This window comes from Streptomyces sp. NPDC101165 (assembly GCF_044768135.1).
Classification (GTDB): domain Bacteria; phylum Actinomycetota; class Actinomycetes; order Streptomycetales; family Streptomycetaceae; genus Streptomyces.
In genome coordinates, this window is record NZ_JBIWPG010000015.1 from 139,386 (window position 1) to 156,411 (window position 17,026).

Here is a 17,026-nt window from a genome sequence, read left to right on the forward strand (position 1 = left end):
GGGCTGGGCACATGGGTTGCGGGGTATTGGCGTACGCCTATGGTCCCGTCGCCCTCTATGGATGCCGCTCCTCATCGCCTTGCACTACGGCGGTTTTCAAGAGCGTTGCGGTATCACACTGAACCCAGTCCCTGACCTGCACCAATGCCACAAGCTGTCCACGGGATCGGTACGTTGGCCCACGGATGGCCTACGTGGGTGCAGCCGGGCAGTTGTCATTCACTGGCGGCGAGGAAGCAGCGCCGGCTCACAGGCCGGGATCATCGAACTGTTCGAGAAGGAAGTCGACCGGTGCGAGGCCCGCGGTGGCGGGCGTGCCGTCGTGGAGGAACTGTTCCGTCCAGATGACCTTGCCGCGGGTGGTGTACCGCGTTCCCCATCGCTGGGCGAACTGCGCCACCAGGAACAGTCCGCGTCCGCCTTCGTCGGTGGTCGCCGCCCGCCGCATGCGCGGCGAGGTGCCGCTTCCGTCCGACACCTCGCAGATCAGACAGCGTCCGTTGAGCAGCCGTACGCCGACCGGCGGCGAGCCGTACCGGATCGCGTTCGTGACCAACTCGCTGACGATCAGCTCCGTGGCGAATGCGGTCTCCTCCAGCCCCCACTCCAGCAGCGTCTCCCGGCAGCGCGCCCGCACCGAGGGAACCACCGCCGGGTCCGGCGGCACGTCCCACATGGCCACGTCCGAGCGTGGGAACCTCCGGGTACGTGCCGCCAGCAGCGCGATGTCGTCGGAGGTGTGTGACGGCTTCAACGAGTCGATCACCGCCTGACACGTCTCCTCCGGCGTGCGGCCCCCGGACCCGCCCAACGCCCGGCGCAGTCGCTCCATCCCGACGTCGATGTCGTGGTTACGGTCCTCCACGAGGCCGTCGGTGTACAGCACCAGTTGCGAACCCTCCGGCAGGGACAGCTCCACGGTCTCGAAGGGGTAGCCGCCCAGGCCGAGCGGCGCCGAGGCCGGCACGTCGGGACAGATGACCGTCCCGTCCGGGCGCACCAGCACCGGCTCCGGATGCCCCGCACGGGCCATCGTGCAGGCCTCCGTCACCGGGTCGTAGACCGCGTAGAGGCAGGTCGCTCCGGTCACGCCCTCCCCCTCGTGGCCTTCCCCGGCATCGCCCGTGTTCTCCTCGTTGTCCATGCGGACGACCAGGTCGTCCAGGTTCCCGAGCACCTCGTCCACGGGCAGGTCCAGGGTGGAGAAGTTGTGCACCGCGGTGCGCAGCCGGCCCATCGTCGCCGCCGCGTGCAACCCGTGACCGACGACATCACCCATCACCAGAGCCACGCGAGCGCCCGGAAGCGGGATGACGTCGAACCAGTCCCCGCCCACCCCCGCCTCCGCGGGCATGTAGCGCCAGGCCACCTCCAGAGCGTCCTGCTCCGGCTGCCGCCGCGGCAGCAGGCTGCGCTGCAGCGTCACCGCCATCGCGTGCTCCCGGGTGAACCGCCGGGCGTTGTCGATGGCCACCGCTGCCCGGGCGGCCAGTTCCTCCGCGAAGGTGAGATCCTCCGGCTCGAACGCCGGGGAATCCGCCGTCCGGTAGAAGTTCGCCACGCCCAGCGTTACGTTCCGTGCCTGCAGTGGCACGGCCACCAGGGAACGCAACCCGCTCTCCAGGGCCCTCATGGCGCGCTCCGGATCCTGTTCCCGCCAGCCCTGTGCCTGCCGCAGGTCCGCCTCGAGCGTCACCCGTCGATCCTGCAGCGCCCGCATCTGCGGCGTTCGGCGCGAGAACGAGATCATCTGGCCCCGCGGATACACCGGAATCATCCGCCGCTCGCCGCCGATCGCCGCCCTGCGCAGATGCCGCCAGCCCTCCGCCGTGGGCTCCCACCCCCGCAGCACCGCTTCGAGCAGGTCCACGGTCACGAGGTCGGCGAACTGCGGCACCGCCACGTCGGCCAGTTCCTGGGCCGTGCGCTCCACATCCAGCGTGGTCCCGATCCCCACCCCGGCCTGGTACAGCAGCTTCAGCCGCTCCCGCGCGACCTCGGCCCGCCCCGAGACCGCCGCCAGCTCCGTGGTGTCCCGCAGGGTCACCACACTGCCCTCCAGGTCGTCCTGCGGGTACGTGGACCGCTTGTTCACCGCCAGCAGCCGGTCCCCCACGAGACGGACCTCATCGGTGGCCGCCTCCGGCGACGACAGCAGAAGCGTGATCGGCTCCGGCAGTCCCAGCTCCCCCACCGGGCGCCCCCGCACGTCCGCCGGCAGTCCGAGCAGCCGTGTCGCCTCGTCGTTGGCCAGCAGCAGTCGTCCGTCGGCGTCGGTGATCAACACTCCTTCCCGCACCGCGTGCAGGACCGCGTCGTGGTGCCTGTACAGCTCCGCCAGCTCCACCGGGGCCATGCCGTACGTCTGCCGCCGCAGCCGCCGGGACACCAGCGTCGTTCCCGTCACGGCCAGCGCCAGCGCGGCCACGCCGCTGCCGAGGATGATCGGCAGCTCCGGCAGCCACAGCCCCGCCACGTTCCTGACGGTGATGCCGGCGGAGACCAGGCCGACCACCTTGCCGTGCGCGTCGGTCACCGGGACCACCGCCTGCACGTCCGTCCCCCTGCCTGCGGGCAGCGGCGGCCCGCCGGCCTGCTCGACGACGGTACGGCCTTTCAGAGCCGGTTCGATGGTGCCGACGAACTTCTTGCCGATCTCCCGCGGGTAGGGATACGTGTAACGAATCCCCTCCTTGTTCATGGCGATGACGAAGTCCACGCCCGCGCGCTTCCGCGCCTGCTCGGCCCGGGGCTGGAGCACCGCCGTCGGGTCCGGGCTCTGCAGCGCCTCGGCCACGCCGGGAGCACTCGCGAACGACTGCGCCGCGACGATCGACTCCCTGCGCCCCTGCTGCAGGGCGTCACTTGCCGCCTGGAGCGCCATGGCCACCACCGCGGCCACGACCAGCAGGACCACGATCAGGACCTGGAGGAGGAACACCTGACCGGCCGCACTGCGCAGGTCCAGCAGGGAGGAGCGACGTGCGCGCGGGCCCCCGACGGGCGGATGACGTTCCGGACCCCGAGGGCGCCCGGAAAATACTTCCATACACCCTTGATAACACCGCTGCACGGAATATCGACAATTCCGCATCGCTGCCGCACGCGACCCAGCAGCCCCTCCGGCAACGTCTCTGTTCGGACAACAATCGGCAACTCCCGCCACAGGCGCCCCGCTACCGCTTACAGTTCCTCTGCGACGTGTTTTTGAACGCGTTCAACGGGGAAAACGGGGAGGATTCGCGCGATGCGCAGGGGAGTCAGGGGTGCCGTCATAGGCGGCGTGTGTGTGGTCATGCTGGGCGGTGCCGGGTACGGCGCGTACAACTTCGTGTCCGCGCTGAACGGCGACGCGGGAACGGGCGGCGGCCCGGCCGTCGTGAAGAGCGGTCCGCCCAGCGGCACCGAGGTCAAGGAGACGGCCGCGAAGTTCTTCGCCGCCTGGGAGAAGGGGGACGCCTCGACCGCGGCGACCTACACGGACTATCCCGAGGCGGCGCGGGAGTTGCTGACGGCGTACGGGGGCGACGCACACATCACCAAGGTGCACATCACGCCCGGTACGGCCACCGGCACGACCGTTCCCTTCACGGTCGCGGCAACGGTGTCGTACGAAGGGAAGACCCGGCCGCTCAGCTACGAGAGCCGCTTGGACGTCGTGCGCGGGAAGACCTCGTACCGGCCGCTGGTCGACTGGCAGCCCTCCGTCGTGCATCCGCGGCTGCAGAAGGGGGACACGCTGATGACGGGCGAGTCCGCGTCCCCGCCGATCGAGGCCGTCGACCGGGACGGGAAGGTGCTCACGCCGGAGAAGTACCCGTCCCTCGGCCCGATCCTCGACGAGCTGCGCCAACGGTACGGCGACAAGGCGGGCGGCCGGGCCGGCGTGGAGCTGGTGATACGCCATGCGGGCGCCGGAGGAGGAGAAGCGGCGGAAACAGGAGAAACCGGGGGTGGCGCTGCCGACACCACCCTCCTGACCCTCACCAAGGGGCGGCCCGGCACGCTGCACACGACGCTCAGCGCGAGCGCGCAGGCGGCGGCAGAGACTGCTGTGGAGAAGTACGCCGATTCGTCCCTGGTGGCCGTCAAGCCGAGCACGGGCGAGATCCTGGCCGTCGCCAACCATCGCGACGACGGCTTCGACGCGGCCCTGCTGGGCGAGCGCCCGCCCGGCTCCACCATGAAGATCATCAGCGCGGCGGCTCTCATCGACAACGGCCTGACCACCGCGAACGGCCCGGCGCCCTGCCCGCCCTCCGCCGTCTCCGAGAGCCAGACCTTCCAGAACCTCAAGGGCCTCACCCCGGACGAGCACGCCACGCTCTCCGACAGCTTCGCGCGCTCCTGCAACACGGCGTTCGTGAAGTTCGCGAACGAGGTCGAGGTGGACACCCTCACCAAGGAGGCCCAGGAGCGGTTCGGACTGGGGCAGAACAACTGGCGGATCGGCGTCCCGTCCTTCGACGGCCGGGTCCCCGCCGCCGGCGGCCCCGACACCGCGGCCGCGCTGATCGGCCAGGGTCAGGTCCAGATGAGCCCGCTGAACATGGCCTCCGTGACGGCGACCGCGATGACCGGCACCTTCCGGCAGCCGGTGATCGTGCCGCTGGGCCTGGACCACCGCGAACCGGCACGCGCGCGCGGGCTGTCCCGGAGCACGGTCCAGCAGCTGCGCGGCATGATGAATCGCACAGCGACCAGTGGCACCGCAGCCGGGGTCATGTCCGGGCTCGGTGGGAGCATCGGTGCGAAGACCGGCTCGGCGGAGGCCGACGGGCAGGCGAAGTCGGACAGTTGGTTCACCGGGTACCGGGGCGACGTCGCCGCCGCGGCGATGGTCCAGGACGGCGGACACGGGATCGACGCGGCCGGTCCGATTGTCGCAAGCGTGCTACGGAATGCGGGCTGACATCACCCGCAGAGGCGGGGACCTTAGTGTGGGTGCCGTCGTTGGGGAGTGTGGGGGCTGCGGGGACCCTGGGGAAGGCGCGGAGGAACTGAGGAAGTGGGCAAGAGAAGGCGCGTCGCCGAGCGACGGAAGACCAACCCCGCCGTGCTCGGCGGGGTGATCGCCTTGGTCGTCGGCGGCGCCGGGTTCGGCGTCTACGCGCTCACCGACGGCGGTGCGGCGGCCGACGAGCGGACGTCCGCGTCCGACCACAAGGCCGTGAAGACCGGCCCGCTCACCGCCGCCGAGGTCCGCACCGCCTCCACCCGCTTCCTCACCGCCTGGCGGCAGGGCCGCACCACCGAGGCGGCGGCCGCCACCGACGACCCGTCCGCCGCCACCGCACTGCTCACCGGCTACACCAAGGACGCCCACCTGAAGGACGTCACGCTCACCGGCGGCACCGCCACCGGCGCCAAGGTGCCGTTCTCCGTCAAGGCGACGGTGTCGTACCAGAGCCTCAGCAAGCCCCTCGCGTACAACAGTTCACTCACCGTGGTGCGGCGGGCCCGCGACGGGAAGCCGCTGGTCGACTGGCACGCCTCGGTGGTGCACCCGGACCTGAAGGACGGCGACACGCTCGTCACCGGCGAGTCCGGCACCCCGCCGATCAAGGCGCTGGACCGGGACGGCGGGGAGGTGACGACCACCGAGTACCCGTCGCTGGGCACGGTCCTGGACGGGCTGCGGGAGAAGTACGGCAAGACGGCGGGCGGCAAGGCGGGCGTGGAGCTGCGCGTGGTGCGCGGCAAGGCGTCGGAGGCGGCCAAGCTGTCCGACAAGACGCTCGTGGAGCTGAGCAAGGGCACGCCGGGCACGGTGAGGACGACGCTGAGCCCGAAGCTCCAGGCTGCCGCCGAGAAGCAGGTCGGCAAGCGGGCGAAGGCCTCGGTGGTGGTCCTGCGGCCCTCGACGGGTGAGATCCTCGCGGTCGCCAACAGCGGGCACGGCTTCAACACCGCCTTCCAGGGCTCCCTGGCGCCCGGCTCCACGATGAAGATCGTGACGTCGACGATGCTGTTCGAGAAGAAGCTCGTCACGCCCGACGCGTCGCACCCCTGCCCCAAGACGTACAAGCTCGCCGGCTGGACGTTCCACAACGACGCCGACTCCGAGATCAAGAAGGGCACGTTCAAGCTGAGCTTCGGGGCCTCCTGCAACAACGCCTTCATCAATTTCGCGCCGAAGCTGTCCAACAGCGATCTGACGAAGGAGGCGCAGGAGGTCTACGGCCTCGGCCTGAACAACTGGGCCATCGGCGTTCCGTCGTTCGACGGCTCCGTCCCGGTGCAGAGCGGCGCGCAGATGGGCGCCTCGCTGATCGGGCAGGGCGGGGTGCGCATGAACCCGCTGAACATGGCGTCGGTGTCGGCGACGGTGGAGTCGGGCGTCTTCCGCCAGCCGTACCTGGTGGCCCCGACGGTGGACCACCGCACGCTGGCGAAGGCCTCGCGCACGATGTCGTCGAAGACGCAGGCGCAGCTGAAGGACGTCATGCAGTACACGGCGGCGTACGGCACGGCGGCCAAGGCGATGTCGGGCCTCGGCCCGAACTACGGAGCCAAGACGGGCTCCGCCGAGGTCGACGGCCAGAAGAAGCCGAACGGCTGGCTCACCGCGTACCGGGGCGACCTCGCCGCGGCGGGCGTGGTCCAGGCGGGCGGCCACGGCGGCGACACGGCCGGGCCGATCGTCGCGGCGCTGCTGAAGATGGGCGGCTGAGCGGGGCGGCTGAGGTCAGCGGCCGAGCGGTCCGGGAGGCCTCAGCGGCCGACGGGCTCGGCCGTGTACGTCCGGCGCAGGAACCGGAGCAGCGCCTTCGACTCGAACTGCACCACCTCCACGCCGTGCGCGGTGTGGAACTCCACGACGGCCTGGACGCGCCCGCAGGGCCACACGCGTACGTCGCCGCTCTCGGCCGGCGTCCGCAGTCCCCGTTCGAGCAGCGCACGCGAGAAGGTCCACTCGTGCGGTCCGGGCAGAGGCAGGCCGACCCGGACCGACCGCGGATCGCTGTCGGGGTCGTACCGCAGCACTACGGGTACGGCCCCCGGATCCTCCTCGTCCGTGACGATGTGGGCGCGCGCGTACTGCTCGACTACAGACATCGGACCGCCCTCTCACGTTCTGTGACCTACACGGAAGTCGTGCATCCGCTTTCCATCCAATGTGCCATACTTTTCGGTTCGCGCCCGGCGAGGAAGCGAGACCACGTCTCTCTTGCAAAAGGTTCGCAACAAGCCTCTAAAATCGTACGGTGCACGTACCTGACGGATTCATCGACGCCCCCACCTCCGCGGTCACCGGAGTGGTCGCCGCCGGCGCCCTCGCGGTGAGCCTGCGCGGCGCCCGCCGCGAACTCGACGAGCGGACGGCACCGCTGGCCGGCCTGGTGGCGGCGTTCATCTTCGCCGTGCAGATGCTGAACTTCCCGGTGGCGGCCGGCACCAGCGGCCATCTGCTGGGCGGTGCGCTAGCCGCGATCCTGGTCGGCCCGTACACGGGCGTGCTGTGTGTGTCGGTCGTGCTGCTGATGCAGGGCGTGCTGTTCGCGGACGGCGGGCTGACCGCGCTCGGCGTGAACATCACCGACATGGCGATCGTCACGACCGTGGTGTCGTACGCCGTCTTCCGCGCACTGCTCGCCGTGCTGCCCCGCAAGCGGCGCTCGGTCACCGTCGCCTCCTTCGTGGCCGCGCTGGTCTCCGTGCCGGCCGCCGCCGTCGCCTTCACGCTCATGTACGCGATCGGCGGGACCACGGACGTCGCCATCGGCAAGGTGGCGACCGCGATGATCGGTGTCCATGTGCTGATCGGGATCGGCGAGGCCGTGATCACGGCGCTCACGGTGAGCGCCGTCATAGCCGTACGCCCGGACCTGGTGCACGGCGCGCGCGGCCTGCAGCAGCGGCTCAAGCTGCGCGTGAACGGCACGCTGGTGGACGCTCCGTCGCCCACAGCCCCCGTCGCGGCGCGCACCTCCCGGCGCACCCTGTGGATCTCCGGACTGGCCGCGTCGCTGATGCTCGCCGGCTTCGTGAGCTTCTACGCCTCCGCCGACCCCGACGGCCTGGAGAAGGTCGCGCACGACCAGGGCATCGACAAGAGGACCGGGCAGCACGCGACGGCCGACTCCCCGCTCGCCGGCTACGGCGTCAAGGACGTCTCGGACGCCCGGCTGTCCGGCGGCCTCGCGGGCGTGATCGGCGTCGGTGTCACGATCGTCGCGGGCAGCACGGTGTTCTGGGCCGTACGCAGGCGCCGCGGCGCGGACGTCTCGCCCGTGAACACGGGCGTGTGACGTGGGAGCGGGACACGCGCACCGGCTCTACCGGCACGGGCACTCCCCCGTGCACGCCCTGCCGCCGCACACCAAACTGGCGGCCGCGTTCGCCTTCGTCGTGGTCGTGGTGTCCACCCCGCGCGAGGCGATGTGGGCGTTCGCGGCGTACGCCGTCCTGCTCGCGTACGTCGCGTACCGCGCGCGCGTGCCCGCCGGATTCCTGCTCGGGCGGCTGCTGATCGAGGTGCCGTTCGTGGCGTTCGCGGTCCTCATGCCGTTCGTGGCGGAGGGCGAGCGGGTGCATGTGCTGGGCCTCTCGCTCAGCGTGAACGGGCTGTGGGGCGCCTGGAACGTGCTCGCCAAGGGCACGCTCGGCGTCGCCGCCTCCGTGCTGCTGGCCGCCACCACCGAGCTGCGCGAACTGCTGCTCGGGCTGCAGCGGTTGAAGCTGCCGCCGCTGCTCGTGCAGATCGCCTCCTTCATGATCCGCTACGGCGACGTCATCACCGACGAGATGCGCCGGATGCGGATCGCCCGCGAGTCGCGCGGCTTCGAGGCGCGGGGCGTACGGCACTGGGGCGTGCTCGCCAAGTCCGCCGGCGCGCTGTTCATCCGCTCCTACGAGCGCGGGGAGCGCGTGCATCTGGCCATGGTGAGCCGGGGGTACGCCGGCTCGATGCCGGTCATCGACGAGGTGACCGCGTCCCGGGCGCAGTGGTCGTACGCTCTGGCACTCCCCTGCGCCGCCCTTGTCGTCTGTCTGCTGGGATGGGTCCTGTGAGTACTGCTTCCCTGGAGGTCTCCGGCCTCGCGTTCGCCTATCCCGACGGCCATCAGGCCCTGTTCGGCGTGGACTTCTCGATCGGGCGCGGCGAACGGGTCGCGCTGCTCGGCCCGAACGGCGCCGGCAAGACCACCCTCGTCCTGCACCTGAACGGCATCCTGGGCGGCGGCACCGGCGCGGTGACCGTGGCCGGGCTGCCCGTCGGCAGGCAGCACATGGCGGCGATCCGGCAGAAGGTCGGCATCGTCTTCCAGGACCCCGACGACCAGCTGTTCATGCCGACCGTGCGGGAGGACGTGGCCTTCGGACCGGCCGCCGCCGGGATCAGGGGGGCGGCGCTGGAGGAGCGGGTGCGCACGGCCCTGGAGCGGGTCGGCATGCAGGACTTCGCCGATCGGCCGCCGCACCACCTGTCCTTCGGCCAGCGCCGCCGGGTCGCCGTCGCGACCGTGCTCGCGATGGAGCCGGAGATCCTGGTCCTGGACGAGCCGTCCTCCAACCTCGACCCGGCCTCCCGGCGCGAACTCGCCGACATCCTGCGCTCCCTGGACGTGACGGTCCTCATGGTCACGCACGACCTGCCGTACGCCCTGGAGCTGTGCCCGCGCGCGCTGATCCTGAGCGACGGCGTGATCGCGGCGGACGGCCCGACCGGCGAGCTGCTCTCCGACGACGCCCTGATGCGGGCGCACCGTCTGGAGCTGCCGTTCGGCTTCGACCCGAAGTCCGTGACAATGGGCGCGTGACGCGTCAAGACGACCGAGACGACAAAGGGGCCGCCGGGTCGCTGCTGCTGGACGACCAGCTGTGCTTCGCGCTGTACGCCGCACAGCGCGCCGTGACCGCCGCCTACCGCCCGCTCCTCGACGACCTGGGGCTCACCTACCCGCAGTACCTCGTGCTGCTGGTCCTGTGGGAGCGCGGTGAGACCAGCGTGAAGGAGCTGGCGGGCGCCCTGCGCCTGGACTACGGCACCGTCTCGCCGCTGCTGAAGCGGCTGGAGGGGGCGGGTCTGGTGCACCGGGAGCGCGCGGCGGACGACGAGCGCTCGGTGCTCGTCGCGTGCACCGGGCGCGGGGAGCAGCTCAAGGAGCGCGCGGCTCGCGTGCCCGGCGCACTGCTCACGACCACAGGGCTCGAAACGCAGGAGATCACGCGGTTGCGCGAGGAGCTGTGGAAGCTCACCGAGCGCGCCGACGCGGCGGCCGACCGGCGCTGATCTCGCGTTACCCGCGGTTGCCACCCCCTGGCGACACAGACCGACCTACCGGCCGGTACCTTGTGCGCGATGTACTTGTGCGCCACTTGTTCTGGGGGAGGCCAGCCTTGACCGATGTCACCGCCGACGCCGCTGTCGACACCCGTCCGACAAAGATCATGTACGTCGCCGAGGCAACCGCCCACGGCGGCCGGGACGGCTATGTCACCAGTCAGGACGGCCAGATCGAGCTGAAGGTCGCGATGCCGCCGGCGCTGGGCGGAGACGGCAACGGCACCAACCCGGAGCAGTTGTTCGCGGCCGGCTACAGCTCCTGCTTCCACAACGCGCTGATCCTGGTCGGCAACCGCGCGGGCTTCGACCTGACCGGTTCCACGGTGGCCGCGAAGGTCGGCATCGGCCCGAACAACCACCACGGCTACGGCCTCGCGGTCGCCCTCAGCGTCTCTCTGCCGGTCCTGGACCGGGAGGTCGCGGAGAAGCTGGTGGACGCGGCGCACGAGGTGTGCCCGTACTCGAACGCGACGCGCGGGAACATCGACGTGGCGATTCTGCTGGGCTGAGCCCCCACGCCGGGTGACGGCACCCCGTCCCGGGTACAACGCCGGTGTCGCCCGTCCGGGCGGGGCGGGGGGGGGTGCCGTGCCCTGGTTCATGCCGCGCAGGGTGACCGTACGCGCGCGGGAGCGGAAGCTGGGCGCGTACGTCGAGTGCGAACGCACCACCCCGGAGCCGGTGCTGCTCTTCCTGCAGGTCACCAGCCCGCTCTGGTTGGTCATACCGGTCGTCGTGCTCATCCGCCTGTGCATGGGGTACTGGGACGAACGCACCGTCACGGGCGGCCTGTGCGCGCTGGCCGGACTGCTGCCGGTCGCCCTCGGCTTCCGTATCGGCTGGTACCGGGGCGTGCTCTACCGCTTCCACCGGGGCGTCGTGCTCCGGAAGTTCTGGACCTACCGCGCCTACACCTGGGCCGAGCTGACCACCGAGAAGCACGGGTACTGGACGGACGAGGGCGACAAGTTCGAGTACCGGGTCCGGCGCGAGGAACTGGAGCTGCGCACCCTCGACGGGTCTCGTGTCTACCGGTACGAGCGGAACCCGTCCGGGGTCGAGCAGCTCGTCCGGTCCGCACGCGAGCCGCAGGACGCCGTCCCGGCCGGGTACGAGGACGGGCCCGAGGGCGCCGGACCGTAGCGGATATCACCATCTGCCGAGGAATCCAAGGCCACACACCCGTGTTTCACTCATGGTCGCAAGCGAGTGGAGGGACCGGGCGTGGATGTGGACGTGAACGGCACGGTGGCCGAGGGCTTCGAGCCGGTCAGGGAGGCGTTCGCAGCGAACTTCGCGCTGCTCGGGGAGCGCGGTGCGGCCGTCGCCGTGTACCGGGACGGCCGGAAGGTCGTCGACCTCTGGGGCGGCACCAAGGACGTGGACGGTACGGCCCCCTGGGAGCACGGCACCGCGCAGATCGTGCGCTCGGCGACCAAGGGTGTCGCCGCGGCCGCCCTCCTGCTGCTGCACCAGCGCGGCGAACTGGACCTGGACGCCCCGGTCGGCACCTACTGGCCCGAGTACAAGGCGGCCGGCAAGGAACGCACGCTCGTCCGGCACCTGCTCGCACACCGCGCCGGCGTGCCCGTCCTGGACCGCCCGCTGACTCCCGAGGAAGCGACCGATCCCGACCTCGGGGCGGCGGCCGTCGCCGCGCAGGCGCCGGTGTGGGAGCCGGGCACGGACCACGGCTACCACGCGCAGACCTACAGCTGGCTCACCGGCGAGCTGGTCCGGCGGATCACCGGGCGGCCGGTGGGCACGTGGGTGGCGGACGAGATCGCCGCGCCGTCCGGCGCCGACCTGTGGCTCGGCCTGCCCGAGGCGGAGCAGGCCCGCGTGGGCCGCGTCGGACCCGTGGAGGCACCCCGGACGTCGGGCACGCTGAAGACCCGCCCGAAGCGGTCCGTGTCCGAGGCCTACGCCGACCCGGACTCCCTCACCCGGCGCGCCTTCGCCGCGATCACCCCGCTCCCGGACGAGAACGCACCCGCCTACCGCGCGGCCGCCCTGCCCGCCTCCAACGGCATCGCCACCGCCGACGGCCTGGCACGCTTCTACGGCTCCCTCATCGGCGAAGTGGACGGCGGCACCCGTCTGTTCACCCCCCGGACCATGGAACTGGCCCGCGCCGAGGAGTCCGCGGGAGCGGACCGGATCCTCGTCGTGGGCACCCGGTTCGGCCTCGGCTACATGCTGCACGGCAGCGCGTCACCGCTGCTCTCCCCCGGTTCCTTCGGCCACCCGGGCCGGGGCGGCGCCCTCGCGTTCGCCGACCCGGAGACGGGCGTCGCCTTCGGCTATGTCACCAACGGCTTCAGGAAGAGCGTGACGGCGGACCCGAGGGCGCAGGCGCTGGTGCGGGCGGTGCGTACGGCGCTCGCGTAGGGCACGTGCTCAGGGCGCGTGCGGCGCCGCACGCGCCCCTCGGGCGTCACACGTTGATCGGGTGCGAGGTCCGGCCGGACGCCGCGTCGATCTCCCCATGGGCCTTGGTCAGCAACTGCATGGCCAGTTCGTTGAGCGCGCGGGCGCCCGCTATCTCCTCGCCGACCCGTGGCTGGTTCGAGTCGATGCGGTGACGGCTCGCGCTCCCATGGGCCCGGACCTCGCTGCCGTCGGGCAAGCGCACCAGGGCGACGGCACGCGTGTGCGTGTCGTCTTCCCGGAATTCCAGCTCCACGTGCCAACCCACAGCGGTGTGCATCATGTCGACCACCTCCGGAGAACCACTGATACCAGGGTGCTCCCGCGCGCGCGGAACGTCACGCGGAGGCCCGGTCGCGGCCTTTGCACCGGCTCAGCCGGCCGGCTTCTCGTCGAAGCTGGCGAAGTAGGCGGCGGCCATGTCCTCGTCGGCGTGCCCCTGCGCGGCGGCACGGGCGAGCCGTTCGGCCGTCGCGGCGACGACGTCGAGCCGGACCCCACCCCGCTCGCCCGCCTGCACGATGAGCCGGGCGTCCTTCGCGGCGGTGGCCACGGCGAACGACGCCGGGGTCAGTTTCCCGTCGAGCACCAGAGTGGCCTTGGCCCGCAGGTACCCCATGTCGAGCGGCCCGCCCCGGATCAGTTCGAAGAAGTCCTGCGGGTCGACACCGAGGGCCTGGCAGAGTGCCAGCACCTCACCGGCCGCCGCTGTGGCCGTGAGAACCCAGCTGTTGGCGACCAGCTTCAGCCGGCTGGCGCTGCCCGCCGCCCCGTCCGCCCCGGTCCACACGGTCCTGGCGCCGACCGCGTCGAACACGGGCGTGACCGTCTCCCGGCCCTTCTCGGGCCCGGCGGCCAGCACGGTCAGCTGACCGGCCTCGGCGGGCTGGCGGGTGCCGAGGACGGGGGCGTCGTAGAACACCAGCTCGTGCTCGTCCGCGAAGGCGGCCAGGTCGGCGACCAGTTCGACCCCTGCGGTGGTGCACTGCGCCCACACCGTGCCCGGACGCAGCACTGGGGCGGCCTCGCCCATGACCTCCAGGACGGCGTTGCCGTCGTACAGCATGGTCAGCACGGCGGCGGCGCCCTCGACGGCCTCGGCGGGCGTCTCCGCGACCCGGATCCCGTTCGCGGCGAGCGGCTCGGCCTTCTCACGGGTGCGGTTCCACACCCGGACCTCGAATCCGGCGCGCGCGAGGTTGCGGGCCATGGCGGCGCCCATGATGCCGGTGCCCAGGACACTGACGGTCGGCTTGTCGGTCATTGACGGCTCCCTGTCGTACGGTTCCTGCCCTCGTGGTCCGCGATCATCTTCGTACGGACGACCCTCAGGACCGCTCCTTTCCGGCGGCGGCGCGGACCAGTCCGTCGAGCCAGGCCTGGTGGCCGTTGAGCATGGGGTTCGGGATCTGCCGGGCCGGCTCGGCGGCGGGCCGCCCGATCCGGGTCTCCTGGGTGAGGATCCGCACCCGGCCGCCGGGCAGGTCCTCCACCGGCCGGGCGTGGAGCACGTCCAGCCGCTCCTCGGGGCTGCCGTCCTGCTTCGCGGTCCAGGAGAGCCGGCCCGGAACGCCCTCGGCGGGCGCCTGGTGCTCGACGACGAGGGCGTCCAGGGGCGGGAAGCCGAAGGTGCCGAACCGGAAGGCCAGGCCGCCGCTCAGCTCGGGGCCACCGCCGTCGGGGAAGGAGATGCCGGCGACGTTGTCGTAGTACGACTCCCAGGCCGAAGTGTCGACCAGGTGCCGCCAGACGGCCCCGGCGGTCAGGCCCCGCACGACGACCTCGTTCGAGACGAAGTTGTCGCCGGTGCCGGGGAGATGGCGCTCGGGCCAGTCGATGGCGTTCTGCATGCTCATGGGAGGTTTCCTCACGAGTTGTATCGGATGTCCTCGACCGTAGGCCGCACGGCCATCGGGAATCCAATAGGAGCGCCGATATCCGCCATCGGTACTCCGATATGAGTCGGCGTTACGCTGACCGTATGGACACCCGGACGACGGCCACCGGCTCCGCGCCCGCCGACCTGAACCTGCTGCGCACGTTCCTGGCGGTGTACCGCGCCGGTTCCCTCACCGCGGCGGCGCCGCTGCTGAGCCTGTCCCAGCCGACCGTGACGGCTCAGATCCGCACGCTGGAGCAGCAGACGGGCCGGGTGCTGTTCACCCGGCTGCCCCGTGGGGTCGAGCCCACGCCGTACGCCCATGAGCTGGCCGGCGAGGTCGCGGGTCCGCTCGACGCGCTCGCCGCGCTGGAGGGCGGTGCGGGTCCGCTGACCGGGCACTCCGCGCCCGTCCATCTGGCGGGCCCCTCCGAGCTGTTGTGCGTACGGGTACTGCCGGCGCTCGCCCCGCTCATCGCGCGGGGCGTGCAGGTGCGGGTCGCGCAGGGGCTGACCGAGCCGCTGCTGGAGGAGATGCGGGCGGGCCGGCACGACCTGGTCGTCGCCACGCGCCGCCCCCGGGGCCGCGCGCTCCCCTCCGCACCGCTGGCCGACGAGGAGTACGTGCTCGTGGCCTCGCCGGTCTGGGCCGGCCGCCCCGCCGACGGCGACCCCTGCACGGCCCTGCGCGAGGTCCCGCTGGTCACCTACGCCGAGGACCTGCCCATCGCCCGCCGCTACTGGCGCACGGTCTTCGGCAGACAGCTCACCGCGCGCGCGGCGCTCACCGTCCCGAACCTGTACGCCGTCCTGGCGGCGGTCACCGCGGGCGCCGGGTACAGCGTGCTGCCCCGCTCCCTGTGCCAGGAGCACCTGGACACCGGCCGCCTGGCCCTCCTGCACGACCCGGAGGAGCCGCCGCTCAACACCCTGTTCCTGGTGCAGCGTCCGGGAGCGGAGGCCAATCCGGACGTGGTCCGCGTACGGGAGACGCTCCAGCGGGCGGCGCGCGCCTGGTAGTTGTCAGCTCCGCTGGAAGAACTCCACCTCCGCCACGGCCAGATGGCGGCCCCGGGTCAGACCGACGGGCGAGCGGAGCACCAGGCGTACCGTCTTCGCGTCGCTGATCCCGGTGGAGATCGTCTGGGGGCCCGGTTTGTCGCTGAGGGTGACCTCCTTGCGGTGCTTCTCGCCGTCCTGTGTCGTCACCTCCATGTCCAGCTGGAGTGCGCGTGCCTGGCGGGCGTACTCCTCCGGAGACGAGGACGCGCCGTTGGTGATGATCACGTCGACCAGCCGGAACGGCGTGCGGAAGGTGTAGGTCACCGAGGCGCCCGGCCCCGGCGCGCCCCAGTAGTGGTTGCTCAGCCCGTCCGTGGTGTCCGTCGCCGGATGCCCGCGCACCTCTGCGCTCGCCTTGACGTCGGCCGGGGTCACGGACCTGGCCTTGCCCAGTTTGTCCCGGGTGTCCTCGAACAGGGCGCGGCCGGCCGGCAGCAGCAGGAAGCCGCCCGCGCACAGCGCGAGCACCACGGCCAGGATCACGAAGAACCGGAACGCGCGGCCCGAGCCCGCGCGGGTCCGGCGGCGGAACGGCCATACCGTCCGCCACCACGGCAGCGGTGCGGGCTTTTCGGCGGGCGTCAGCTCGGCGGCGCAGCGTCGGCAGAACCGGCGTTCCGGCTGGTTGAGGGTCCTGCAGGCGGGGCAGGGCCGCCCCGTTCCTTCGTCCGGCGCGGCGACGGGGCGTACGACGGGGCGGGGGGCCACGGGCTTCGCGGGGCGTACGGGGCCGACGGGGTCCTGTGCCGGGGCGGGGGCCTGCGGCCTGCGGGGCGGGACGGTCGGCGCGGCCTCGCCTTCGCCTTCGGCCGGGTTGTTCCCACCCGCACCACCCGTGCGGATTTCATCGTCGGGTGCGGGTGGCCCCTGTGAGGCGTCCTCGCCGTCGGCGGCCACCGCGTCGTTCGTCGTAGCAGCGGCGGGGCCGCGGGCCGCGGTCGGTTCGTCCGCAGTGGCCTGGGACGGAGGAGTGGCCTGGGGCGGAGGGGTGATCCGGGGAGGAGGGGTGGTCCGGGTCTGGTCGGGGACGGTGACGGAGCCCTCGGTGTCCGGGGTGCTCGGCTCCCTCGCCTCGCCGCGGCCCCGGCCGGTCAGCCGGCCGCGCAACGACGAAGTGCGGGTGCGTCCGGCGGGCGTCGGCGCGTCCACCGGACGTGCGGCGGACGCCGGGGCGGGGGCTGGTGCGGACGGGGACTCCGGGGACGGGGCCGAGGGCTCCGGCGCCGCAGGCGTACCCACGGCCGACCGATCCCGCGCCGCAGGTGCGCTCGGGGCCGACCGATCCGGCGCCGCAGGCATACCCGAAGCCGACCGATCCGGCGTCACCGGCATACCCGAAGCCGACCGGTCCGGTGTCGCAGGTG

The 17,026-nt window shown here is 72.0% G+C and carries 16 protein-coding genes; 10 read left to right on the forward strand and 6 right to left on the reverse strand.

Translation table 11 applies throughout. The features are described 5' to 3' along the window. Positions 1-247: 247 nt before the first annotated feature. Positions 248-3,049 carry a SpoIIE family protein phosphatase gene (locus ACIRVH_RS30080; RefSeq protein WP_403959487.1) on the reverse strand — a complete coding sequence of 934 codons (2,802 nt, stop codon included), beginning with the start codon at positions 3,047-3,049 and terminating at the stop codon, positions 248-250. 198 nt (positions 3,050-3,247) lie between these two features. Between ACIRVH_RS30080 and ACIRVH_RS30085 the strand changes: the two genes are divergently transcribed. After that, the gene (locus ACIRVH_RS30085; RefSeq protein ID WP_403959490.1) at positions 3,248-4,912 is read left to right on the forward strand and encodes a penicillin-binding transpeptidase domain-containing protein; all 1,665 of its coding nucleotides are present in this window, start codon (positions 3,248-3,250) and stop codon (positions 4,910-4,912) included. A gap of 96 nt (positions 4,913-5,008) precedes the next feature. After that, positions 5,009-6,673, forward strand: a complete 1,665-nt coding sequence (locus ACIRVH_RS30090) for a penicillin-binding transpeptidase domain-containing protein (protein ID WP_403959493.1) — start codon at positions 5,009-5,011, stop codon at positions 6,671-6,673. Positions 6,674-6,714: 41 nt separating this feature from the next. Here the strand turns inward: ACIRVH_RS30090 and ACIRVH_RS30095 are convergent, their stop codons facing one another. Next, entirely contained in the window at positions 6,715-7,059 is a 345-nt protein-coding gene (locus ACIRVH_RS30095) for an SsgA family sporulation/cell division regulator (protein ID WP_403959496.1), read from the reverse strand. Between the two features lie 149 nt (positions 7,060-7,208). Between ACIRVH_RS30095 and ACIRVH_RS30100 the strand changes: the two genes are divergently transcribed. From ACIRVH_RS30100 to ACIRVH_RS30130, 7 genes are all read left to right on the forward strand, one after another. Beyond that, entirely contained in the window at positions 7,209-8,252 is a 1,044-nt protein-coding gene (locus ACIRVH_RS30100) for an energy-coupling factor ABC transporter permease (RefSeq protein WP_403959498.1), read from the forward strand. A gap of 1 nt (position 8,253) precedes the next feature. Continuing rightward, entirely contained in the window at positions 8,254-9,015 is a 762-nt protein-coding gene (cbiQ, locus tag ACIRVH_RS30105; protein ID WP_403959500.1) for a cobalt ECF transporter T component CbiQ, read from the forward strand. Continuing rightward, positions 9,003-9,764: an energy-coupling factor ABC transporter ATP-binding protein gene (locus ACIRVH_RS30110; protein ID WP_403959503.1), complete on the forward strand. Its 762-nt coding sequence runs from the start codon at positions 9,003-9,005 to the stop codon at positions 9,762-9,764. Before cbiQ ends, ACIRVH_RS30110 begins: the two co-directional genes overlap by 13 nt. Continuing rightward, the gene (locus ACIRVH_RS30115; RefSeq protein ID WP_386573270.1) at positions 9,761-10,237 is read left to right on the forward strand and encodes a MarR family winged helix-turn-helix transcriptional regulator; all 477 of its coding nucleotides are present in this window, start codon (positions 9,761-9,763) and stop codon (positions 10,235-10,237) included. Before ACIRVH_RS30110 ends, ACIRVH_RS30115 begins: the two co-directional genes overlap by 4 nt. A gap of 158 nt (positions 10,238-10,395) precedes the next feature. Beyond that, positions 10,396-10,800 carry an organic hydroperoxide resistance protein gene (locus ACIRVH_RS30120; protein WP_403959773.1) on the forward strand — a complete coding sequence of 135 codons (405 nt, stop codon included), beginning with the start codon at positions 10,396-10,398 and terminating at the stop codon, positions 10,798-10,800. A gap of 79 nt (positions 10,801-10,879) precedes the next feature. After that, complete coding sequence (locus tag ACIRVH_RS30125; RefSeq protein WP_403959506.1) at positions 10,880-11,434, forward strand: hypothetical protein; 555 nt, start codon at positions 10,880-10,882, stop codon at positions 11,432-11,434. 87 nt (positions 11,435-11,521) lie between these two features. After that, the gene (locus ACIRVH_RS30130) at positions 11,522-12,682 is read left to right on the forward strand and encodes a serine hydrolase domain-containing protein (protein WP_403959776.1); all 1,161 of its coding nucleotides are present in this window, start codon (positions 11,522-11,524) and stop codon (positions 12,680-12,682) included. 46 nt (positions 12,683-12,728) lie between these two features. Here ACIRVH_RS30130 and ACIRVH_RS30135 read toward each other — a convergent pair whose 3' ends face one another. The 3 genes from ACIRVH_RS30135 to ACIRVH_RS30145 form a co-directional block, all read right to left on the reverse strand. Further along, entirely contained in the window at positions 12,729-13,004 is a 276-nt protein-coding gene (locus ACIRVH_RS30135; protein WP_403959508.1) for a DUF1876 domain-containing protein, read from the reverse strand. 90 nt (positions 13,005-13,094) lie between these two features. After that, on the reverse strand, positions 13,095-13,985 hold the full coding sequence (locus ACIRVH_RS30140) for an NAD(P)-dependent oxidoreductase (protein ID WP_403959511.1): 891 nt from the start codon (positions 13,983-13,985) through the stop codon (positions 13,095-13,097). A gap of 64 nt (positions 13,986-14,049) precedes the next feature. Continuing rightward, entirely contained in the window at positions 14,050-14,577 is a 528-nt protein-coding gene (locus ACIRVH_RS30145; protein ID WP_403959513.1) for an SRPBCC domain-containing protein, read from the reverse strand. A 125-nt stretch (positions 14,578-14,702) separates the two neighbouring features. Here ACIRVH_RS30145 and ACIRVH_RS30150 point away from each other — a divergent pair, with 125 nt between their 5' ends. Continuing rightward, positions 14,703-15,620, forward strand: a complete 918-nt coding sequence (locus tag ACIRVH_RS30150; RefSeq protein WP_403959515.1) for a LysR family transcriptional regulator — start codon at positions 14,703-14,705, stop codon at positions 15,618-15,620. 3 nt (positions 15,621-15,623) lie between these two features. On the opposite strand, the gene ACIRVH_RS30155 is transcribed toward ACIRVH_RS30150, so the two are convergent. Then, on the reverse strand, positions 15,624-16,901 hold the full coding sequence (locus ACIRVH_RS30155) for an NADase-type glycan-binding domain-containing protein (RefSeq protein ID WP_403959517.1): 1,278 nt from the start codon (positions 16,899-16,901) through the stop codon (positions 15,624-15,626). Positions 16,902-17,026: the final 125 nt, after the last annotated feature.